The sequence below is a fragment of the Centipeda periodontii DSM 2778 genome (assembly GCF_000213975.1).
Lineage (GTDB): Bacteria > Bacillota > Negativicutes > Selenomonadales > Selenomonadaceae > Centipeda > Centipeda periodontii.
Map to the genome: position 1 here is coordinate 1458571 of NZ_GL892076.1, position 22570 is coordinate 1481140.

Consider the following 22570-nt stretch of genomic DNA (forward strand, 5'->3'; position numbering starts at 1 on the left):
CCGTAACTTTTATCATAGTGCCAATTTTTCATCATAAAAATCGCTGATTCGTGCTTTACCTTTTTGCCTGCATTATTTATACTAAGATGTATAGACAAGAAAGGATGAGTAGGATGCCGGCAGCCAAGTTTGAGATCATCTACAAGGACTTGAAACAAAAAATAGAGGGAAACATCTATCCCGCCGAAGCGGTGTTTCCCTCTGAGAACGAACTGACGGAGGCGTACGGCTGCTCTCGCGCCACGCTGCGCCGCGCCCTGGCTCGTCTCATCGAGCAGGGCTATATCCAGGCCGGGCAGGGGCGGAGGATGCGGGTGATATATCAGCCGACGGAGCAAAACGAGTTTATGATCGGCGGCATTGAATCCTTCCGTGAAGCCGCTGCCCGCAATCACTTTCAGGCGGTTACCCGCGTCATTCATTTCGCCGAGGGCGTTGTGGATGAAAAAACTTCACAAAAAACAGGGCTTCCCTTGGGCAGCGACATCTATGATGTGCGCCGCATCCGCTATCTGGATGGAAAAGCCTTGATTCTGGATATCAATCTGTTTTTGCGTGAGGCAGTGCCCGATCTCACCCCGGAAATTGCTTCCCGCTCCATCTATGACTACATAGAAAACGATCTGGGCATGGTCATCGTTACCAGCCGCCGCCGCATGACGGTGGAGTATGCTGCCGATTTGGATATGCACTGGCTGGAAATGGGGGACTACAACTGTTTGGCCGTGGTCAGTGGGAGAACGTACAATGCCGAGGGCATACAGTTCGAGTACACGCAGTCCCGCCATCATCCGGAGTATTTTTGCTTTGAGGACACGGCTGTCAGGAGAAGATCACGGCAGGTGAAGTAAGTGGTAAACTAAAGAAACGCTGATCAATTACGAATGACTGAATTCGACCTTATTTACAGGCACAAAATTTACAAATTTTCTGCCCCGACCCGTTCCTGCATGTTTCTTTGTGATGCCATTTTGCGAAGTTTTTTTGCGATACGGCAGTCTTTTTCTGAAAGGTGCGGGTCTTCTCGGATCGCATTGCGTTTCTACACCTGAGGTATGCCAAGAAGCCTTGATTTTGCACTTGATTTGACAATTCGCCAGATAGAAATATGACCTTATTCCGTGCAGTATACGAAATAAGGTCATATCGTATTTCTTAGTTCAATGAGGAATTACTTGCTCTGGTCGATGAGCGCCTGAACTTCAGGAGCCTTGCCGTCAGAGCCGAGCACCTCTTTGATCTTGTGGGTGACGAGCTCCTTGATGTAGCTGCGGCCGTCGGTCAGATACTGACGCGGATCGAAGTGAGACGGCTCCTTCTTGAAGTGCTCGCGAATGCCTGCCGTCATTGCGAGACGCAGGTCGGAGTCGATGTTGATCTTGCAGACGGAGGACTTTGCCGCGCGGCGCAGCTGATCCTCGGGAATGCCGACCGCATCGGGCATATGACCGCCGTTCTCGTTGATGATCTTCACATACTTCGGAATGACGGAGGAAGCACCGTGAAGGACGATGGGGAAGCCTGGGATGCGTTTTTCGATCTCCTCGAGAATGTCGAAGCGAAGCGGGGGCGGTACGAGAACACCATCCGCATTGCGCGTGCACTGATCCGGCGTGAACTTGAACGCACCGTGCGATGTACCGATCGCAATGGCGAGGGAGTCGACGCCCGTTTTCTCGACGAAGTCCTGCACTTCCTCGGGTTTCGTATAGGATGCATTCTCTGCGGAGACGTTGACATCGTCTTCAATGCCTGCAAGCTGTCCAAGCTCTGCCTCAACGACAACGCCATGTGCGTGTGCATACTCGGCAACGCGCTTTGCAAGCGCGACATTCTCGGCATACGGCAGATGGGAACCGTCGATCATGACGGACGTGAAGCCACCGTCAATGCAGGATTTGCAGATGTCGAAGTCTGCACCGTGATCGAGGTGCAGAGCGATGGGAATGTTGTTGATCTCAAGAGCTGCCTTGACGAGATGAACAAGATACTCATGGCGCGCATACTTGCGTGCACCTGCAGAAACCTGCAGGATAAGAGGGGACTTGAGTTCGCCGGCAGCATCTGTAATGCCCTGAACGATCTCCATGTTGTTGACGTTGAAAGCGCCGATGGCATATCCGCCCTCATAGGCTTTCTTAAACATTTCCTTTGTTCCGACAAGTGGCATATGATTACCCCCTATTAAGTTAAAACTATCCCACGAACGCTTTTATTATAGCATAGTTTATTTACGGAAGATACCGTTTTTTGAAATTTACCATCCGTTCTGTTATAATGAATGAACTAATCTGTAAAGGAAGGTGCGTTGCGTGCAGTTAAAGCGCTTGGAAGCGTACGGATTCAAGTCTTTTGCTGATCGAATTGTGGTTCAATTCGATCAGGGGATCACTGCTGTCGTGGGACCGAACGGGAGCGGAAAAAGCAATATTACCGATGCCGTTCGCTGGGTTCTCGGTGAGCAGAATATTCGTATGCTGCGCGGGCTGCGCTCTGAGGACATCATCTTTGCCGGTTCTGCCGAGCGTCGTGCCCTCAGTGTTGCCGAGGTTGTACTGGTCTTTGACAACACGGACAAGAAGCTGCCCATTGACTACGATGAGGTCGTTGTCAAGCGCCGCCTCTATCGTAACGGTGACAGTGAGGTGTACCTCAATGATTCACGCTGCCGTATCAAGGACATCTATCAGCTCTTTGCAGATACGGGCATCGGGCATGACGGCATGAGCATCATCGGGCAGAACCGCCTGAATGATATTCTCGACAGCCGCCCCGAAGATCGCCGCGTGTTCTTCGAGGAAACTGCAGGTATCACGAAGTACCGCACGCGCAAGCAGGAGGCACTGCGCAAACTGCGCGAGAATGAGGGCGATCTTGTACGCCTGAATGATATCATGTATGCACATGCGGCAGAACTGGAGCCGCTTGCCGTACAGTCGGAAAAAACGATGCAGTTCCGTGCGCTCGATGCGGAGCGCCGAACGTATCAACTGACGGCATTGTTGCAGCAATATGATCAACTCACGCGGGAACAGGAGATCGAGGAGGCGGCTCTGCGTTCCCATCGCGACGAAGAGGCGTGCGAAATGCGGGAACGCATGCATGCGGAAGCGAAAAAAAACACAATTGAGAAAGATATTGCCGCAATAGACTGCCGCCTTCATGCAGAGGAGCAGAAAAGCCGCTGCCTGCAGGAAACGTTGGACACGCTCCGACAGGAGGCGGCGCTCATCCGGGGGCGACAGGAACAGGGCGATCAGCGCAAAGCAGATATGGAGCAGAGGCGGCAGTCTGCCTCTGCCAAGATTGAAGCAACGGAACAGGAACTCGTCCAGATCGACGCTCTTTTGGTGTGCAAAAACACAGAGATCGAGGAAAAAAAGACAGAACGTGCAATTGCTCGGGAAGAATTCGAGCGTTTGCAGGGGTTTCTTTCTGATAAGGAGAAGAAAATTGCGCGTCAAGAGTCTTCTCGCGCCTCCGTGCAGCGTGTGTTGGCACGATTACGGGAGGAATTTGCTGTTGCTCTGAGCTCTGCTGAGCAGGGGGATGAGAATGAGGTGCGTCAGAGAGAGGAAATGGAACGTCGTCGTGTGCTCCTTGCCTCAACCGAACGCGAACTTGCAGATAAGCGGTGCAAGCTTGCAGTTGCAGAAAAGAGAGCACAGGAGATCTCTCAGGAAGGAGAGCACCTCCGTACGGCAGCAGAAGTACTTCGCCGAGCGATTGAGCATGATGACGCACAGCTTCGAAAATCGGATACGGAACTTGCCCGCCTGCAGCAGAGCCTTGACTTTCAGCGTCGCATGCAGGACAGCTATGAGGGCTTTGGGCGGGACGTGCAAACCGTCCTGCAGGCGAAGGAGGGGTGGCGCGGCGGTGTTGCGGGAACAGTTGCAGATCTCATTCGTATACCGGAGCGTTATCTTACGGCAATTGATGTGGCACTCGGCGCGAGTGTACGGAATCTTGTCACGGAGGATACGGACACGGCAAAGGCTGCCATCTCCTATCTGAAGCGCAAGAATGGCGGGCGTGTTACCTTTCTGCCGCTGACAACGATCGCCGTGCGTCAACCGCGTGCCATTGATCTCGGACGCTATCGAGGCGTTGTCGGTTGGGCAAACACCCTTGTTCAGGCAGATGGGAAGTTTCAGAAGGTCGCCGATCATCTGCTCGCGCAGACACTCGTGATGGAAACCTTGGATGAGGCTCTGATCGCAGCAAAACAGGAGGGCTATCGCCTCCGCATTGTGACGCTTACAGGGGAACTGTTAAATCCGGGCGGTTCGCTCTCCGGTGGTGGACGGCGAAAGCAGCAGTCCACATTGCTGAATCGCCGTGCAGAGATCGATACACTGCTCAGCCGCCTGCGTGCACATGAGGATACCCATAAGGAAATGCACGCCGCATTGGAGCAGCATAGACTTCATTTTAAGGAAACGGATGAACGTCATACGGAGAAACGAGCTGAGGCAGAACGGTTGGTGCAGGAGCTCATAACAGAGCGTGCAAAGTGTGATGTGCTGCAGGAACGTATCGCAGACCAGACCGAAACGATTCATGCGATGGAGTGTGCGGAGGAGGCGCGCCTTGCGCACGGTGTGGAGCTGGCACAGAAACGCACGCGGCTTGAGCATCATATTTCCCAGTGCAAGACACATGAGGCACGTTTTACGCAGGAAATCGCACAGTTGACTGAACAATGTGAGGTGCTGCGTACCGACGGCAGAGAACATGAGGAGCGTCTGCACGAATTGGACATCGCACTAGCTGCATTGTCTACGGAGATTGAAACGAGGGCGCGGCACAGGACATCTCGTGAATTTGAGCGTGCAGAGGCAGAAAAGGCACTGAAAGATATTGTAGAACAGTCTGCACAGCTTACGAATGGACTACAAAAGGATGAGGTACGCCTGTCTGAGCTGGAACGCAAAATTGACCGTCAGAATGCGGCGTTCCAAGAGCGGGAACATCAAAGTGCCGTGCTGAAAGATCAGCGTCTTGCCCATGAGGCAGAGAGTCGTGTACTGGATGCCGCCATCAAGAGTGCGATTGCACGCGTGGAAAATATTCGTACAAAGCAGCACGACTGTGATAAGGCGTTGGAACGCATCCATATACGCTTGGAGGACTGCCGTGCGACACTCCTGTCGGATTTCGGTGTAACGCCGGAAATGGCAGCTGCAGATGCACAGGATGCGGATCCGCACTTTCTCAAAGAGCGTCTGCAAGCACTCGAGCGTTCCATCCAGGAACTTGGCTCCATCAATCCCAATGCCGTCGAGGAGTATGCGGAAAAGAAAGCGCGATACGAAGAAGAAGAGGAGCAGATCGAGGATCTGAGAGCCGCGAAGCAGGACATCGAGCAGATCATCCAAAAGATCGATCAGGATATGACGCGCACCTTTCGTGACGCGTTTCACCAGATTCAGGAGTATTTCAACGAGATCTTTGTGCGTCTCTTTTGCGGTGGGATTGCGGAATTGCGTCTGACGGACAAAGAGGATATACTGAGCAGTGGCGTTGAGATTCTTGTGACACTGCCCGACAAAAAGCGGCAGAATCTGTCCGCGCTTTCGGGCGGTGAGCGTGCCCTCACGGTCATTGCACTCCTCTTTTCCTTTCTGCGCTATCGTCCCTCACCGTTTTCCATATTGGATGAGATTGACGCACCTCTTGATGAGGCAAATGTATCGCGCTTTGGCGAGTTTTTGCGGGAGTTTGCAAAAAATACGCAGTTTATCGTCGTCACACATCGAAAGGGCACCATGCGCGCGGCAGACACAATGTACGGTGTTACCGTTGAGGATGCAGGCGTTTCCAAAGTCCTATCCATACGCATGAAGGATTACGAAACGGTACAGACTGCCTAAGGGGCAGAAAGGAGTTATTGTGGGATTCTTTGATCGGCTGAAAAAGGGCTTGACGAAAACACGGGAGAACTTCACACATAATATCGAGCGGCTCATTATTGGATATGCGGATATTGACGATGAGCTGATCGATGATCTTGAGGAAACTCTGCTGATGGCGGATGTCGGGGTTAAGACGACAGAGACGCTCATCGCGGCGGTACGAAAGGGCATCAAGCAAAAAGAGATTCGCACGCCTGAGGATCTGATCCCGTTTTTGGAAAAGGAAATTGTTCAGATTCTCGAGGCTGGAGAGACTACCTTCCATATGGCAGAGCAGGGACCGACGGTTCTACTCGTGGTCGGTACGAATGGCGTCGGCAAGACGACGACCATCGGGAAGCTGAGTGCCTACTATCGTCGACAGGGCAAAACGGTTCTCTTGGCAGCAGCCGATACCTTCCGTGCTGCCGCCATTGACCAGCTCGAGATCTGGGGCAAGCGCGCCGATGCACAAGTCATCAAACATGGAGAGGGTTCGGATCCTGCGGCGGTTGTCTTTGACGCATTGCAGGCGGCGAAGGCGCGCCGTATCGATATCGTCATTGTCGATACGGCGGGACGACTCCAAACAAAGTCCAATCTCATGCAGGAACTCGAGAAGATCTATCGTGTCATCGGACGTGAGATTCCGGGGGCACCGCATGAAACACTGCTTGTGCTTGACGCCGGGACGGGGCAGAATGCGATCAGCCAGGCAGAGCTCTTTACGCAGGCTGCACCTGTCACGGGAGTTGTCCTTACGAAACTCGACGGTACTGCAAAGGGTGGCGTGACCATCGGGATCAAGTCACAGCTCTCCATTCCGATCAAATGGATTGGCGTCGGGGAGGGAATGGATGATCTTCGACCTTTCCATGCGGAGGATTTTGTGAGTGCGCTGTTTCTCAAACATGGGGACGAAGCACAGCAGTAGTATGCGGATTGTATTGATCGAAAGGAGAATCCACTATGTATGAGGATCTTGTAGAAGTAAAATGTAGCAGTGAGAATATATTTGATGGAACCTTGCTCCATGTGCGTCGCGATACGGTGCGCCTGCCGAATGGGAAGGAATCGATGCGCGAGTGGATCCACCATCCGGGTGCTGCCGCGGTTCTTCCTGTACTGCCGAATGGAGATGTAATTCTGGTGCGCCAGTTTCGCTATCCCATTGGAAAGGTGACGCTTGAGGTTCCGGCAGGAAAGTTGGATATGGAGGGGGAGGATCCTCTGCACTGTGCACGTCGGGAACTGTCGGAGGAGACCGGATATACGGCGGCTCAATACGATAAACTGACCGTGATTGCAACGACGGTCGGATTCTCCAATGAGTACATTCATCTGTATCTCGCTCGGAATCTCTCGGTCGGGAAACAGCACACAGATGAAGATGAATTCGTCAATGTCGTTCAGATGCCCTTCTCCGAGGCTCTTGCCATGATAAAAACAGGGGAGATCATTGACTCGAAGACCATCATCTCACTGATGATGGCAGAAGAACGCCTGCGCGGCTGACCAGTGGGAGAAAAATATGTTCGGATTTAACTTTGAAGAGATGCTGCTTGGAATTCCGGGACTCATCATTGCTATGACTTTTCACGAGTATGCACATGCGCGTGTCGCTGTGTCGCTCGGTGACTTTACGCCGCGGCTGATGGGCAGGCTGACGCTTGACCCGCGCGCACACATCGACCCCATCGGGCTGATTATGCTCTTTCTCGTCCGTTTTGGATGGGCAAAGCCTGTCATGGTCAACCCGAGCAACTTCCGCCAGCCGAAACGGGATGATATTCTCGTGTCTGTTGCGGGACCCGCAATGAATCTTCTGCTGGGCTTTATTGCATTCTATGCAATTCTCTTTATCCGATCGCACAATCTGGATGTTTCTCCGATTACCTACAGCATCATTCAGATGATCTTCGTCTACAATGTCAATTTTGCCATATTCAACATGCTCCCGATTCCTCCGCTCGATGGCTCGCATATCCTGCGCAATCTTCTGCCACCCGACCTTGCCTATCGCTACCAATCTATTGAGCGTTACAGCCTGTTGATTATGATTGTGTTCATTGCAACACCGCTGTTGAGTGTTGTCCTGATGCCGCTTTTCCGACTGGTTTATGGAATCTATAAAGTGATTGGAAGTATTCTCCTGTTTTAGGTGCATATATGGCAACAGACTATCTTGTAAAATTGGATGCGTTCGAGGGTCCGATGGACCTGCTCATGCATTTGATTGAAAAGAACAAAATCGATCTCTATGATATTCCTATCGCGCATTTGACGCGGCAATATCTGGACTATATCGATACGTTGTATCAATTTGACATTGAATATGCGAGCGAGTTCTTAGTGATGGCGGCGACACTCCTGCGCATTAAGTCCCGCATGATGCTTCCTCAAAGTAGTGGAGAAGAAGAGCACGAAGAGGATCCGCGGCTGGAGCTTGTGGAGCGTCTGCTGGAATACCGCCGATTCAAAGAGGTGTCCTCCATTCTCTTTTCCCTGAACGATGCACAGAGTCCCTATGTGGAGCGCGCGCCGATGCCGCTGCCTACAGCTCGTCTTCCCGTTATGGGGCTTTCGGCAGAGGCTCTTATGCGTATCTTTTCCGATGTTCGGCGCATCCGCGAAGATCCTGTGATTCCCGCTCTCGTCGTATCGGCAGAGGAATATCGTGTGCAGGACAAGATGACGGATATACTCGCACTGCTTCAGCGTAAAAATGGCAGAATCAAGTTAAATGAGGCATTTCCGACAGGAACGCGAGAGGAACTCCTGTCGGCGTTTTTAGCACTCTTGGAACTCGCCAAAATGCAGATGGTATATATTGCACAAGAACGTTTGTATCATGAGATCGTTATTTCGGTAAAGGAGGGGCGCCGTGGAGTCTCTTAGCCGGACAAGCATATTGGAAGCCGTTCTGTTTGCTGCCGGACTTCCGCTTTCCATACCGAAACTCGCTGAGATCATCGAAGCACCCGCATGGGAGGTCCAAGAAACATTGACAGAGCTCGAACATGTTCTGTCGGAGCGGGGGAGCGGTATATTTTTACGCAGATCTGCCGGTGGCTATCAACTTGTAACCCATCCGAATGCCTTTCCGTGGGTAAAAAAACTATCGGAAACGGTACAGCCGACGCTCTCTTCCTCTGCAATGGAGACGCTTTCCATCATTGCGTATAAACAGCCCATTACGAAGCAGGAAGTGGAGCATATCCGCGGCGTTCGCGCAGAGCGTTCGATCAGTCGGCTTCTGGAATTGGAACTGATCTGTGAGATGGGCCGCAAACAGGTTGTTGGACGCCCAATTCTCTATGGGACGACCGACTTGTTCCTACGCGCATTCGGATTGCAGCAGATTGAAGACCTTCCGGCGTTGCCTGATACGGATGATGTAAAGGATACACTGGATGATGACCAGCTTCGGCTCTTTGAGGAAATGCATGCCGCTGCAGATCTGGTTGAATATGATGATGGGAATGACGATGTTGAGAAAATCCGGCAAAGAGATACTGCAACTCCTCGTGATGCGAAGGAGTGAGTGCATTGGTTGAACTGCTTGCTCCCGCAGGAACGAAGGAAGCGTTTCTCGCTGCCGTTGAAAATGGAACAAACGCTATATATCTTGCCGGGAAAATGTTCGGTGCGCGCGCCTATGCTTCGAATTTTGATGAAGACGAACTGGTGGATGTCATTCAGCACGCACATCTGAAAAATGTGCAGGTTCATGTTGCGGTCAATACGATTGTAGACAGTGATGAACTTCCAAAACTAAAGGAATACCTGTCCTTTCTCTACGATGCCGGAGCGGATGCCATTCTCTTACAGGATCTTGGAGCAGTACGTCTGGCAAAGCAGATTGTACCGCAGCTGCCGATTCATGCGAGCACGCAGATGACGGTGCATAATCTTGCAGGGGTTCAGGCGCTCGCGGAACTTGGCTTCTCTCGCGTTGTTTTGGCGCGCGAACTCTCTATCGCGGAAATACGTCATATCTGTGCGAACAGTAGAGTTGAGATCGAGTGCTTCGTGCACGGTGCACTCTGCGTCTGCTATTCCGGACAATGTTTGATGAGCAGTATGATCGGCGGACGCAGCGGAAATCGCGGGCGCTGTGCACAGCCCTGCCGTCTGCCCTATACCCTCGTCGATGTGAATGGAAATGATGTGCTTGGCGCATCTGCCGGCAACTTTCTGCTCTCCCCACGCGATCTGAATGCGATCGAACTCATTCCGCAGCTGCTTGATGCGGGGATCGATTCACTCAAAATCGAAGGGCGCATGAAGCGTCCGGAGTATGTCGCCACGATTGTGCATGTCTATCGCAAGGCGATCGACCATCATTTTGATGCGCAGAGCATGCAGGTTGATGATATCGATCGAGACCACCTTGCACAGGTGTTCAATCGTGACTTTACCACCGCCTATATGGAGAAGCATCAGGGCAGGCACATGATGAGCGACCGGCGGCCGAACAATCGCGGTCTCCTCATTGGGCGGGTCACTGCATATGATCGGAATGCGAGACGAGTTTCAGTGAAACTGACCAGAAATCTTGCCGTTGGCGATCAAGTGGATTTCTGGGTGAAGGTTGGCGGGCGGGTCAGCGCGGAGATCGAGCATCTTTATGATGCGCGAGGACAGGCGTGCATTGAGGCGGGGGCAGGGGATGTCGTATCTTTTCCCATCCGTGGAAAAGTCCACATGAATGATCGTGTTTTCAAGGTCTATGACGCAAGGCTTATGGAGGCCGCACGGCGCTCCTATGACGCTGAGCACTCTTCCAGAATCCCTTTGCATGCGGCGCTTTATGCCAGATGCGGCGAGAAATTGCGCCTCTCTATGGAGGATGATGCAGGGAATCACGCAGAGGTGGAGAGCGACTATGTCGTTGCTGCCGCAAATAATCGTCCGCTTACTGTGGAAACGGTTCAGAAACAGATGGGGCGCCTCGGTACAACAGTATTTTCCCTTGATGAACTTCTTTGTGACATGGACGATTCGGTGATGGTGCCGGTCAGCGAGCTGAATAAAATTCGCCGCTCTGCCATTGCCGCCTTGGAAGAATCTCGTACGCATAAGTTTCAAAAAAGACGTGAAGATACCATACGCTTTATCACAGGAAATACAATGCTTCCCGTTTCGCAACGAGCAGAGATTTCGCCCGCGATGTCATCGTCCCTGATGGTTGCCGTCGACAATATGGACGCAATGAAGGCTGCTGTAGCGGCGGGAGCAGACGGTATTTTGTACGGGGGGGAGAATTTTTCCGGAACCGTACTTCAAAAGGGCGACTATGAGGCTGCGTGGGACTATGCGAAGGAACGTGATGTTCGTATTGACTACAACACGCCACGCATCGTTCATGAGCATGAACAGGCTGCTTTGATGCGCCTCTTTGACGGTTTTGGAGAGAAGCTGCCTGCGGCACTGCATGTCCATCATATCGGCATTGCGTTTCTTGCGCGTGCATGCATGGACGTTCCCCTGCATGCGGACTATTCGATGATCTCCTACAATGTTTCCACATTGGATTTTCTGCATTCCTATGGATTCTCTGAGGCGACACTGTCGCCGGAGCTCAACGGCAAACAGATGGAACGCATGGTAAAATCAAGCCCCGTTCCACTTACGGCAATCGTTGGCGGGCGTCTTCCGCTCATGATTTCCGAATACTGTGTCCTAGGCAGCTTTCTGGGGAATCTCGATACGGGGAAATGCTCCATGCCCTGCCGCACGCAGAATTACTTCCTCCGTGACCGCAAAAATGTCGATTTTCCGGTGTTGACGGATCAGTTCTGCCGCATGCATATATTGAACAGCAAGCAACTATCTCTGCTTCCGTATGCGGCGCAGATGCGTGCTATGGGCATTGCGACGCTTCGGATCGAGGGACGCGGAATCTCTGTCGGTGCTTTGCAGCGAATTGTCAAAGCATATCGGACTGCAATGCAGCTTGCGGTTCCCCTCAGAGAAGAAGATGAGCAATACCTGCGCATGCAGGAGGACGGCGATATCACACGCGGGCATTATTTCCGCGGGATCTTATAAGAGGTGTTTATGGACACTGATTCATTTAAGGTATTAGAGTACGAGAAGATAACAAATTGGTTGGCTACATTTGCCTCCACCATACGTGGCAAGGAGCTCTGCCGCAATGCACTGCCTTCCGGCGACTATGATGCGGTTGTGCGGCTCCATCAGGAGACCGCAGAGGCTGTGCAGGTTCTGCAGATGCAGACACCGCCGTTCGGCGGCATCTACGATCTGCGTCAGATCATGAAAAAGGCATCGATGGGTTCCGTCCTTGAGGTCGATGAGCTTCGGTCCGTTATGAGCACGATGGCAGGAATGCGGAATGTGAAGTATTTTTTCCGCGATCTCGATATAGATGTTTCAATCCTCAAGGAACAGGCGAGACCGCTTGAAATTCTCGGGATGGTGGAGCGTCATCTGAAAGATGCCATCGATGAGCATGGCAATTTCCGTGATGATGCAAGTCCCGAACTGCGCAGAATCACGCGGGAGCTTCAAACGGCGCAGGCGCGTGCGAAGGATCGACTCTCTGCGATTTTGCATGATGCAGCAAATCAGAAGTACTTTCAGGAAGCTATTGTCACGGTGCGCGATGAGCGCTATGTCATCCCGGTCAAGCAGGAATACCGCAATTACTTTCCGGGCGTGATCCACGATCAATCTGCCAGCGGTGCGACGCTCTTTGTGGAACCGCTCGCGACTGTGGAGCTCAATAATACGGTGCGGCAGATGGAGCTTGCCCGTACGCAGGAGATTCAGCGGATTCTGCGAAAGCTGACGGCAGAGATTGCCCAAAATGCGCGCATTCTCGAGGAGAACTGTGCGATTCTCTCGACGATCGATCTCATCTTTGCGCGTGCCAGACTCGCGCGTGAGATGGAGGCATATCCGCCGACATTGAATCGGAATGGCCGTGTTCACCTGAAGAGGGCACGGCATCCGCTCCTCCCACGGGACAAGGTTGTCCCGATCGATATAGAACTCGGGAAGTCGTTCTCCGTTCTCTTGATCACGGGTCCCAATACGGGCGGCAAAACCGTGAGCATGAAGACGCTTGGGCTTTTGGCGCTCTTGGCACAGACCGGATGCTTCCTTCCGACGGCGCCGGATTCGGAGATTCCCGTCTACCGCAACATCTACGCGGATATCGGAGATGAGCAGAGCATTGAGCAGAGTCTATCCACGTTTTCGGCGCATACGCGGAACATCGTGCGCATTATCGACAAGGCGGAGCAGGGCGACCTCATCCTTCTGGACGAGGTCGGGGCCGGTACTGACCCGGATGAAGGCGCGGCACTTGCACGCAGCATTATTGAACATTTTTTACGGCGTAACATATGCACCGTTGCTACGACGCACTACGCTGCGCTCAAAACGTTTGCCTATACGCAAACGGGCGTTGAAAATGCCTCGGTCGAATTCGATCTGAAAACGCTACGTCCAACCTATCGTCTTTTGATCGGTATTCCGGGAGCAAGCAATGCGTTCTCGATCAGCCGGCAGCTTGGACTGTCACCGGATATTGTGGCGCGTGCGGAAATTTATATCAGCGAGGAACATACGCATTTTGAAAACGTAGTCAACGAACTTGAACAGGAGAAAAAGGACTACGAGGCAAGAAATCACATGCTTCATGCGAAGGAAGCCGAGCTCACAGCAAGGGAAGCGCGCCTGTGCACCGAGCGCGATACTTTCACGAAAATGCGGCAGGAGCTTCTTCACAAGGCCTGCGAGGAGGCGAACAATATTGTCCGCATGGCGCGGCGCAGCGCCGAGGAAACAATCAAATCGCTCAAAGAGCAATTTGACGATCATGGTGTGAAAGAGCGCCGCAAGGCGATTCAGGAAGCCAGAGATCGGCTGAATGAGGCATATGTTGAGGGAGATGCGCAGCGAAACGAGTCTGTAGGAAAACCTGTACGTGCGGGTGAGGTTCAAAGCGGTGATATCGTTTACATTCCAAGCCTTGCGCAGGAGGGGACGGTGCTCGCCATCCAGGGGAAGGAACTCACGGTTCAAGTCGGCGGACTGCGCACGATTGTCAAGATGAATGCCTGCAGGTTTGTTGCGCGTAAGAAGAAACAGCGTGCGGGGAAACTTCACGTATCTTCTTCGATTTCCGGAAAGGCGACAGACATAAGTCCACAGATCGATGTGCGCGGTATGACGGTAGCCGAAGCCGAGTCCGTTCTGGGTAAATTTATCGATGATGCGGTGTTTATGGGTCTCTCTAAGATTTTACTGATTCACGGGAAGGGAACGGGTGCTCTGCGGCAGGGCTTGCAGGACTATCTGAAGCACCATCGGTCTGTCCTCAATTTTTCGTTTGCCGATATTTCTGAGGGTGGAACGGGCGCGACGGTTGTGGAGCTGAAGTAGGTCGCGTACCGCACCTTTTTAATAAAATATCCTTACAAAATTCCAAGTTTGTGATAAAATAAAGAAATTAGATTATAGGAGAAAGATCCGGACAGGAAGGTATCTATGCAGAAAAGCGAAAAGAAAACGACAAAGAAGTCCAAGAATGGCTCCATTCTTGGAAAAGCAATTCTCGCCATAGGGCTGATACTGTTTGTCATGATCATCGGTGTTGGCTGCGGATTTCTCACGGCAAGCTTGAATACCAGACCGAATCTGGCAGAGGATATCGTTCCGCCGGCATCGTCGCAGATTTACGATATTCATGGCAACGAGATAGCCAACATTCATGCGGCAGAGAACCGTAGACCTGTCGGTATTAATGAGATTCCGAAAGATCTTCAGAACGCATTCATCGCGGTTGAGGACAATCGTTTCTATGAGCATATCGGCATCGATCCGCGCGGTATCATGCGTGCCGTTTTGGCGAACATTCAGGGGCGCGAGCTCACAGAGGGCGGATCTACCATCACGCAGCAGCTCGCAAAGAATGCGTATCTGACACAGGATCGAACGTTCAAACGCAAGGTTCAGGAGGTGTTTCTTGCACTCCAACTCGAACGTCAGTATACGAAGCAGGAGATCCTCGAGCTCTACATGAACCAGATCTATTTCGGACAGGGCGCCTATGGGGTTCAGGCGGCGGCACGCACGTATTTCGGCAAGGATGTCAAGGATCTGACGCTGAATGAATGTGCGATGCTCGCGGGGATTCCGAAGAGTCCGAACTACTACTCTCCCCTCAACAATATGGAGGCGGCGACCGAGCGCAAAGCTGTCGTTCTCGACCAGATGGCAAAGTACGGCTATATTAGTGAGAGTGAGGCGAATGCGGCTAAGAAGGAAGCACTTACCATTGCTAAGAACAACAGCGATGGAGCCAACGGTCCTTCCTATTTCGTTGATTATGTACTCCAACAGCTCGCGGAGAAATATGGAGATGATGCCATCTACAAGGATGGTCTGCAAATTTATACGACCATTGATATGAATCTGCAGGCGGCAGCAGAAAATGCGATGCAGAACCTTCCCGCATACTTTACCGATGAGAACGGTATTGTGCAGCCACAGGGGGCGCTTGTCGCGATCGATCCGCATACGGGATATATCAAAGCGATGGTGGGTGGACGCGGAACGGATCAGTTCAATCGTGCGACACAGGCAGTGCGTCAGCCCGGCTCTGCATTTAAGCCCTTTGTCTTCGTTGCAGCACTTGAGAACAACTATACGGCAGATTCCATCATTGACGATAAGCCGCTGAAGATCGGCGGATGGGAGCCGCAGAACTATAGCCGCAACTTCTCTGGGAAGGTGCGGTTGCGCGATGTCGTGCGTTGGTCGCTCAATGTTCCGACGGTTCGGATCGCGCAGGATATTGGGATTGACAAGGCGATCTACTATGCACAGCAGATGGGGATATCGACCTTTGTTCTTGACGGTGCAACGAATGATCGTAATCTTGCCATCGCACTCGGCGGTATGACGCGCGGGGTCACACCGCTCGAGCTCACAAGCGCATACGGCACCTTTGCGAATCGCGGCATCCATGTCGAGCCGGTCGCCATTATCCGAGTCGTTTCGCGTACTGGCAAGGTGCTCGAGGAGGCGCAGCGAAAGGAAAAAAGCGTGATTTCTGCAGCGAATGCTGCCACCATGACCGCGATGATGGAGGATGTTATCCAACGTGGTACGGGAACACGCGCCAACATTGGAAGACCTGCAGCGGGAAAGACGGGAACAACCAGTGACTATCATGACGCATGGTTCGTGGGATATACACCGGATCTGGTTGCGTGTGTCTGGGTTGGTAATGACAGCGTTGGCGACCTGCATGGCATGGCGGGAGGAACGACGCCTGCTGTTATCTGGCAGGCATTTATGCTGAAAGCACACGTGGGGCTTCCGGTGCGTCATTTCGAGGAAGCTCCCTCGTTTGCCGCATCATCGGATGTACCGATTGAAGCTCCAGAGAAAGACAAGGATGCAAAGAAGAGCACGGATGAAAAAGGGAAGGAAACAGGAAAGTCTGCCAATGCGCCGAATGCAGGAAAGAGTGAGGCGAATGCAAATGCCTCTGCGTCACGCACAGCAGCTTCCGTTTCCGGGGAAGCGCCCGAACCTGGAATGGGCGTAGAAAAAGGACAAAACTGAGAAAAGGGGTAAGTTGTTGAACGCCATTGATATACTGAAGGAACGCGGTTTTCTCGCGCAGTGTACGGATGAAGAGGGACTGCGTGAACTCCTCGGGCAGGAACAGATTTCTTTTTACACGGGTTTTGATCCCACGGCAGACAGCCTTCACGCAGGGCATTTGATCGCGTTGATGGCAATGTCCCATATGCAGCGGGCGGGTCATCGTCCCATCTGCCTTGTCGGCGGCGGAACCGGTACGGTGGGTGATCCATCGGGACGCACGGATATGCGCAAGGTGATGACCGATGAGATCATTCACCACAACTGCGACTGCTTCCGAAAGCAGATTTCCCGCTTCATCGATTTTACGGATGATCGGGCAATCATGGTGGATAACGGAGACTGGCTCCGCAAGCTCAACTACATTGACCTGCTCCGCGATATTGGAGCGCATTTCACCGTCAATCGCATGCTTGCTGCTGAGAGCTATAAGCAGCGCTGGGAGAAAGGGCTGACCTTCCTCGAGTTCAACTATATGATTATGCAGGCATATGATTTCATGGAACTCAACAGGCGCTATGACTGCAAGCTGCAAATGGGCGGAGACGATCAGTGGTCAAATATCATCGCGGGCGTGGAACTCTGCCGACGCAAGAAGAATACTACGGTATTCGGACTCACAAACAAGCTGCTTACGAAGAGTGACGGGACGAAGATGGGAAAGACGTCGGGTGGTGCGCTCTGGCTCGATGCGGAGAAAACCTCACCCTATGATTTCTACCAGTATTGGCGCAATATCGATGACTCTGATGTCGAGATCTGCCTGTCCCTTCTCACGTATCTTCCGATGGATGAGGTCCACCGCCTTTCTGCTGCGGAGGGGCAGGAGATCAATCGATCCAAGGAAATTCTTGCGTATGAGACGACGAAGATTGTTCACGGTGAGCAGGAGGCACAGAAGGCACAGAAAACGGCAAGAGCGCTCTTCAGCGGCGGTGCGACGACAGATCTCCCGCAGATTCATACGGTGATCGGTGAAAAACTTGTGGATGCTCTTACGCGCGGAAACGTATTCCCATCGAAGGGGGAGGCGCGACGCTTGATCCAACAGGGTGGTCTTACCCTGAACGATGTACGCGTTACGGATGAGCACTATGTATTGCAGGAGTCGGATTTCTATGACGGTACCGCACTCGTCAAAAAAGGAAAGAAAAGGCACTATCAGCTTGTATATTGAGAGATTGCTCCATTCGGAGCAGGAATGGAAGGAGAACTTCGATGTCGGGACATTCAAAGTGGGCAAATATCAAACGAAAAAAAGGAGCGAATGATGCCATCCGTGGAAAGATCACCACGAAGATCGGACGCGAGATCACAATTGCCGTCCGTATGGGCGGCGGAGATCCCACCGGCAATATGCGCTTAAAACTTGCACTTTCTAAGGCAAAGGCAAACAATATCCCAAAGGACAATATCAACCGTGCCATCCAGAAGGGGCTTGGTGCTACGGAGGGAAGCAATTACGAAGAACTTCTCTATGAGGGCTACGGTCCTGGCGGTACGGCGGTCATGCTCGATATTCTGACGGATAACCGCAATCGTACGGCGGCGGATGTCCGTCATCTCTTTTCAAAGTATGGCGGCAATCTTGGTCAGGACGGCTGCGTTTCATGGATGTTCAAGAAGAAGGCTGTCTTTATCGTGGAACGTGAGGCGTTTGACGATGAGGATGCTCTTCTGGAAATCGTCTTGGAGGCGGGCGCAGAGGATATGCGTGCAGAGGACGATGTCTTTGAGATCATTGCTGAGCCGGATGCTTTCGATGCGATTGAAGCGATTCTCGGAGAAAAGGGAATCGAAACGGCTTCCGCTGAGGTGACGATGGTTCCTGATACGACAGTTCATCTTGCCGACAAAGACGCCGAAAAGATGCAGACGCTGATCGACGCGCTCGAGGATAATGACGATGTTCAGAACGTCTACAGCAATTATGAAATGGACGAATAAGCGGAGGTTTGCTTAAAAGAGTGCAGACGCGATGTCTGCACTCTTTTAAGGATATGAAAATGTTAGTACTCGGTATTGACCCAGGGACTGCAATCTGTGGCTATGGCTTTGTGGAGCAGTCTGGCTCACGCTTGCGCCCACATGCCTATGGTGCGATTACGACACCATCCAAAATGCCGGTAGAAAAGCGTCTTTTAAAAATTTATACAGAACTGGAAACGTTGCTTCAAAAGTATGCACCTGATGCGATGGGAGTGGAGCAACTCTTCTTCAATCGGAATGTCACAACGGCGATTCCGGTCGGACAGGCACGCGGTATTGTGCTTCTTGCTGCGGCAAAGAACAATATTCCGATTGTGGAACGGACGCCGCTACAGGTCAAGCAATCGGTGACGGGGTACGGGAAGGCGACGAAGGAACAGGTCATATATATGGTGACGAAACTCTTAAATCTTCCTGCGCCGCCCCATCCGGATGATACTGCCGATGCTCTCGCCGTTGCTATCAGTGCTGCGCATTGTGTGGACAGTATTGCATGGCGCAACCGAATTTAGGGAAGCACTGATAAATTCAGGCAGGACAAAAAATCTGCACCAATCGGATAGACTTCATTTTATCAGCGATTCTTTAGAAGACATGGGAGTTTGGGAATGATTGGATTTTTACGAGGAAAAATATCGCATATCTTTTCGGATTATTGTTTTTTGGATGTCCATGATGTCGGCTACCGCGTGTTCATCTCCCATCAGACACGCAATCATATTGTGATCGGTGAAGAAGTTCTGCTTTATACGCATATGCATGTTCGTGAGGACGCCATTCTCCTCTATGGTTTTTTTTCGCAGGAGGAATATGATCTCTTTCAGCATCTGATTGGTATTTCGGGGATTGGTCCGAAGGTGGCTCAGGGAATTCTCTCAGCGACGACTGCAGACGAATTCTATCGACTCATTCACCGGAAGGATACCAAGGCAATCACGAAACTCCCAGGCATCGGAAAAAAGACCGCTGAACGGATCATTCTGGAACTCAAGGATAAACTGTCAGCGGATTCCTTTGAGTCGTCCAACATTACCGACGATACCGTCAACATTGCGGACAGCACGGGAAATATGGTTGCGGAGGCAACAGAGGCCCTCCTTACCCTTGGATTTCAACAAAGTGAGATTCAATCAGTGCTCAAGAAAAGATCCGATTGGGAAAGTACGGAAGAGATCATTCGTTATGCTTTGGCAGAACTGCAGCGCTTTTGAGAAAGGAGGGATTCGACGTTGGATATGTACGAGGATGAGGAACTCGTTTCTTTTGAGGAGCAGACGACGGACGGATGGCAGTACAGCCTCCGGCCGCGCCGTCTGAATGAATATATCGGGCAGGATAAGGTGAAGTCAAATCTGTCCAAATTCATACAGGCAGCACTCTCACGCAATGAGTCACTGGATCACGTGCTCCTCTACGGTCCTCCCGGACTTGGAAAAACAACGCTGGCAGCGATCATTGCCAATGAGATGGGAGCCAATTTCCGTCAGACATCAGCACCCGCTATCGAGCGGCAGGGAGATCTTGCCTCCCTACTCACGAATTTACAGGAGCATGATGTTCTGTTTATTGATGAGATTCATCGCCTCTCTCATCATGTCGAGGAGATTCTATACTCGGCAATGGAGGATCACGCCATTGACATCATCATTGGCAAGGGACCTAGCGCAAGATCCCTGCGTCTGGATCTTGCGCCGTTCACGCTTGTCGGGGCAACCACAAAGACGGGGGCACTCTCTGCGCCTCTGCGCGATCGGTTCGGTATTCAATCACGTTTGGAGTACTATACACCGGAGGCGCTCCTCCTTATCATTGAACGTACAGCGGAAATTCTATCGGTTCGTATTGAGCGGGAAGGCGCATTGGAGATCGCACATCGTTCCAGAGGAACCCCACGCGTTGCGAACCGTATTTTGAAACGTGTGCGTGATATCGCACAAGTGGCAGGCGAAAGTGTCATATCGAAGGCGGTTACAATCGAGGCGCTGGAAGCCCTCGAGGTTGATGAAAAGGGGCTCGAGAATAAGGATCGTCGTATGCTCGAGGTCATGATTCAAAACTTCTCCGGCGGTCCTGTTGGACTAAAGACACTTGCGGCGGCACTCAGTGAGATGGTGGAAACCATCGAGGATGTCTACGAACCCTATCTCATTCAACTGGGCTTTATCGCGCGCACCGCGCGCGGACGGATTGTGACGCGCGGCGGGTACGAACATATGGGGATGCCATTTCCACAGAATGACGACATACAAGGAGAACTGCTCTGAGATGAATTTACTCATGCATATGTGCTGCGGACCATGTTCCTGCTATCCTTTGAAAAAACTTCGTTTCGATGGTATCGAGCCCACGGGATACTTCTTCAATCCCAACATCCATCCCTATCAGGAGTGGGATGAGCGCCTGCAAAATGCAAGAAAGTTTGCGGAACTTATGGAAATGAAGTTCATTGCAGATGAAACGTATGCAATGCGCGACTTCCTAAAAAAGGCTCTTCCGGCAGAGGGAACCAAGAAGGGGCGCTGCTGTATGTGTTATACATGGCGTCTGGAGCAGGCAGCGAAATACGCAGCAGAGCACGGCTTTGACAGCTTCACTTCAACACTGTTTTACAGCATTTATCAGCAGCATGATCTCATGCGATCTGTTGCACAGCGCTTTGCAAAAGAATATGGTGTTTCGTTCTACTACGAGGATTTTCGCATCGGTTGGCAAGAGGGAATTGATCGAAGTAAGGAACTTGGGCTCTATCGCCAGTCCTACTGCGGTTGTGTGTTCAGTGAGGAAGAGCGATACAGCCGTGCACTTCGGAAAATTCAGCGCAAGGAAAATAAAGAGAAAAAACGCCTGCGCCTCATGGCATAATCGTGAAAGAAGACATTGTAATGAAACGCCGTCTTGGACTTTTCTGTTTTTTTTGTTTTCTGTGATTGCTGTGCTGCCGATACAGGCTATGGCTTCATGGCAACCGGAAATCATGATTGGACTCAGTCAGAGCGTATCCGAGGTTCGGCTTGCGGCAACAAATGGCGGACTTCATGTATATGAAGATCCGGACAAAGAACCTGTTCTTGAAATTTCACAGGAAAAAGAGCTCGATATTCGTATTCTGCAGGATCAGCTTTTACTGAACGGTCAGACAATCAAGGCAGACCGACTTATCATTCAGCCGGATACCACCGGCTTTATCATGGTCAATGGTGCGCCGTATCGCGGATATATTACGCTCCTGAAAAAGAATGGGCTTACTGTTATCAATAATATACAGGTCGAAGACTATCTCTATGGCGTCGTTCCGAAAGAAATGCCGTCCAACTGGCCTGCGGAGGCTCTGTGCGCACAAAGCGTGGCTGCGCGTACATTTGCATTGAAAAATCGCAAGCGTCATAGTGAGGAGGGGTTTGACCTCTGCAATACGTCACATTGTCAGGTCTATGAGGGGATGTCCGCAGAAATACGGACGACAACGGAGGCGGTCAACAATACGCGCGGAGAAGTTCTGTTCTATAAGGGAGCGATCATTGATGCGCTCTTCCACACGGACTCCGGTGGGATGACAGAGTCCAGTGAAAATGTTTGGGGGAGCTCCGTCCCCTATCTGCGCGCTGTAACAGAAACGCAAATGCAGACACAGCCGTGGAACCGCAGTATCTCGATGGCATCCTTTGTGCAGAAAATTGAAGCTGACGGAAAGATACTCGGAATGCTTAGGGAGATACGACTTTCTCCTCTAATTATAGGCAAGGGGAGCGAAGATCGTACCCCTTCTGGGCGCGTTCGATCGATGGAATTTATCGGGTCAAAGGGGTGTGTCATTCTGTCGGGGAATGACCTGCGTTCCATGTTTTCCTTGCCGAGTACGTTGTTCCATGTGGGTTATGGTAAATCTGAAATTATCTTTAACGGATATGGATCTGGTCACGGACTTGGCTTATCTCAATGGGGGGCAAAAACTCTTGCAGATCAGAGAAAAAGCTACAAGGATATTCTCTTTCATTACTACACAGGCGTAACACTTGAAAAATTATACTAGGCAA

The 22570-nt window shown here is 51.6% G+C and carries 18 protein-coding genes; 17 read left to right on the forward strand and 1 reads right to left on the reverse strand.

Annotation, left to right across the window (positions count from 1 at the left end):
• Nucleotides 1-113: 113 nt before the first annotated feature.
• On the forward strand, nt 114-851 hold the full coding sequence (locus HMPREF9081_RS06495; RefSeq protein WP_040394690.1) for a UTRA domain-containing protein: 738 nt from the start codon (nt 114-116) through the stop codon (nt 849-851).
• A 320-nt stretch (nt 852-1171) separates the two neighbouring features.
• Here HMPREF9081_RS06495 and fba read toward each other — a convergent pair whose 3' ends face one another.
• Entirely contained in the window at nt 1172-2170 is a 999-nt protein-coding gene (gene fba / locus HMPREF9081_RS06500) for a class II fructose-1,6-bisphosphate aldolase (RefSeq protein WP_006306312.1), read from the reverse strand.
• A gap of 142 nt (nt 2171-2312) precedes the next feature.
• Here fba and smc point away from each other — a divergent pair, with 142 nt between their 5' ends.
• From smc to HMPREF9081_RS06580, 16 genes are all read left to right on the forward strand, one after another.
• Nucleotides 2313-5876, forward strand: a complete 3564-nt coding sequence (gene smc / locus HMPREF9081_RS06505) for a chromosome segregation protein SMC (RefSeq protein ID WP_006306313.1) — start codon at nt 2313-2315, stop codon at nt 5874-5876.
• Nucleotides 5877-5895: 19 nt separating this feature from the next.
• Nucleotides 5896-6831 (forward strand): signal recognition particle-docking protein FtsY, encoded by a 936-nt coding sequence (ftsY, locus tag HMPREF9081_RS06510; RefSeq protein WP_006306314.1) that lies wholly within the window; start codon nt 5896-5898, stop codon nt 6829-6831.
• Between the two features lie 35 nt (nt 6832-6866).
• Nucleotides 6867-7412 carry an NUDIX domain-containing protein gene (locus HMPREF9081_RS06515; RefSeq protein ID WP_006306315.1) on the forward strand — a complete coding sequence of 182 codons (546 nt, stop codon included), beginning with the start codon at nt 6867-6869 and terminating at the stop codon, nt 7410-7412.
• A gap of 16 nt (nt 7413-7428) precedes the next feature.
• Nucleotides 7429-8058, forward strand: coding sequence for a site-2 protease family protein (locus HMPREF9081_RS06520; RefSeq protein ID WP_006306316.1), 630 nt, complete (start codon nt 7429-7431; stop codon nt 8056-8058).
• 8 nt (nt 8059-8066) lie between these two features.
• Complete coding sequence (locus HMPREF9081_RS06525; RefSeq protein WP_006306317.1) at nt 8067-8795, forward strand: segregation and condensation protein A; 729 nt, start codon at nt 8067-8069, stop codon at nt 8793-8795.
• Nucleotides 8782-9441 carry an SMC-Scp complex subunit ScpB gene (gene scpB / locus HMPREF9081_RS06530; RefSeq protein ID WP_006306318.1) on the forward strand — a complete coding sequence of 220 codons (660 nt, stop codon included), beginning with the start codon at nt 8782-8784 and terminating at the stop codon, nt 9439-9441. Before HMPREF9081_RS06525 ends, scpB begins: the two co-directional genes overlap by 14 nt.
• Nucleotides 9438-11951 carry a U32 family peptidase gene (locus HMPREF9081_RS06535; RefSeq protein WP_006306319.1) on the forward strand — a complete coding sequence of 838 codons (2514 nt, stop codon included), beginning with the start codon at nt 9438-9440 and terminating at the stop codon, nt 11949-11951. The genes scpB and HMPREF9081_RS06535 overlap by 4 nt, the downstream gene beginning before the upstream one ends.
• Nucleotides 11952-11960: 9 nt before the next feature.
• Nucleotides 11961-14315 (forward strand): endonuclease MutS2, encoded by a 2355-nt coding sequence (locus tag HMPREF9081_RS06540; protein WP_006306320.1) that lies wholly within the window; start codon nt 11961-11963, stop codon nt 14313-14315.
• A 105-nt stretch (nt 14316-14420) separates the two neighbouring features.
• The gene (locus HMPREF9081_RS06545; protein WP_006306321.1) at nt 14421-16505 is read left to right on the forward strand and encodes a transglycosylase domain-containing protein; all 2085 of its coding nucleotides are present in this window, start codon (nt 14421-14423) and stop codon (nt 16503-16505) included.
• 13 nt (nt 16506-16518) lie between these two features.
• Nucleotides 16519-17724, forward strand: coding sequence for a tyrosine--tRNA ligase (tyrS, locus tag HMPREF9081_RS06550; protein ID WP_006306322.1), 1206 nt, complete (start codon nt 16519-16521; stop codon nt 17722-17724).
• Between the two features lie 41 nt (nt 17725-17765).
• Complete coding sequence (locus tag HMPREF9081_RS06555; protein WP_006306323.1) at nt 17766-18494, forward strand: YebC/PmpR family DNA-binding transcriptional regulator; 729 nt, start codon at nt 17766-17768, stop codon at nt 18492-18494.
• Between the two features lie 59 nt (nt 18495-18553).
• Nucleotides 18554-19048, forward strand: coding sequence for a crossover junction endodeoxyribonuclease RuvC (ruvC, locus tag HMPREF9081_RS06560; protein ID WP_040394693.1), 495 nt, complete (start codon nt 18554-18556; stop codon nt 19046-19048).
• A gap of 96 nt (nt 19049-19144) precedes the next feature.
• Entirely contained in the window at nt 19145-19747 is a 603-nt protein-coding gene (gene ruvA / locus HMPREF9081_RS06565) for a Holliday junction branch migration protein RuvA (RefSeq protein ID WP_006306325.1), read from the forward strand.
• A gap of 24 nt (nt 19748-19771) precedes the next feature.
• Nucleotides 19772-20800: a Holliday junction branch migration DNA helicase RuvB gene (ruvB, locus tag HMPREF9081_RS06570; protein WP_040395518.1), complete on the forward strand. Its 1029-nt coding sequence runs from the start codon at nt 19772-19774 to the stop codon at nt 20798-20800.
• 1 nt (nt 20801) lies between these two features.
• Entirely contained in the window at nt 20802-21398 is a 597-nt protein-coding gene (locus HMPREF9081_RS06575; RefSeq protein WP_006306327.1) for an epoxyqueuosine reductase QueH, read from the forward strand.
• 88 nt (nt 21399-21486) lie between these two features.
• Nucleotides 21487-22566: a SpoIID/LytB domain-containing protein gene (locus HMPREF9081_RS06580; protein ID WP_006306328.1), complete on the forward strand. Its 1080-nt coding sequence runs from the start codon at nt 21487-21489 to the stop codon at nt 22564-22566.
• The last annotated feature ends 4 nt before the right edge of the window (nt 22567-22570 follow it).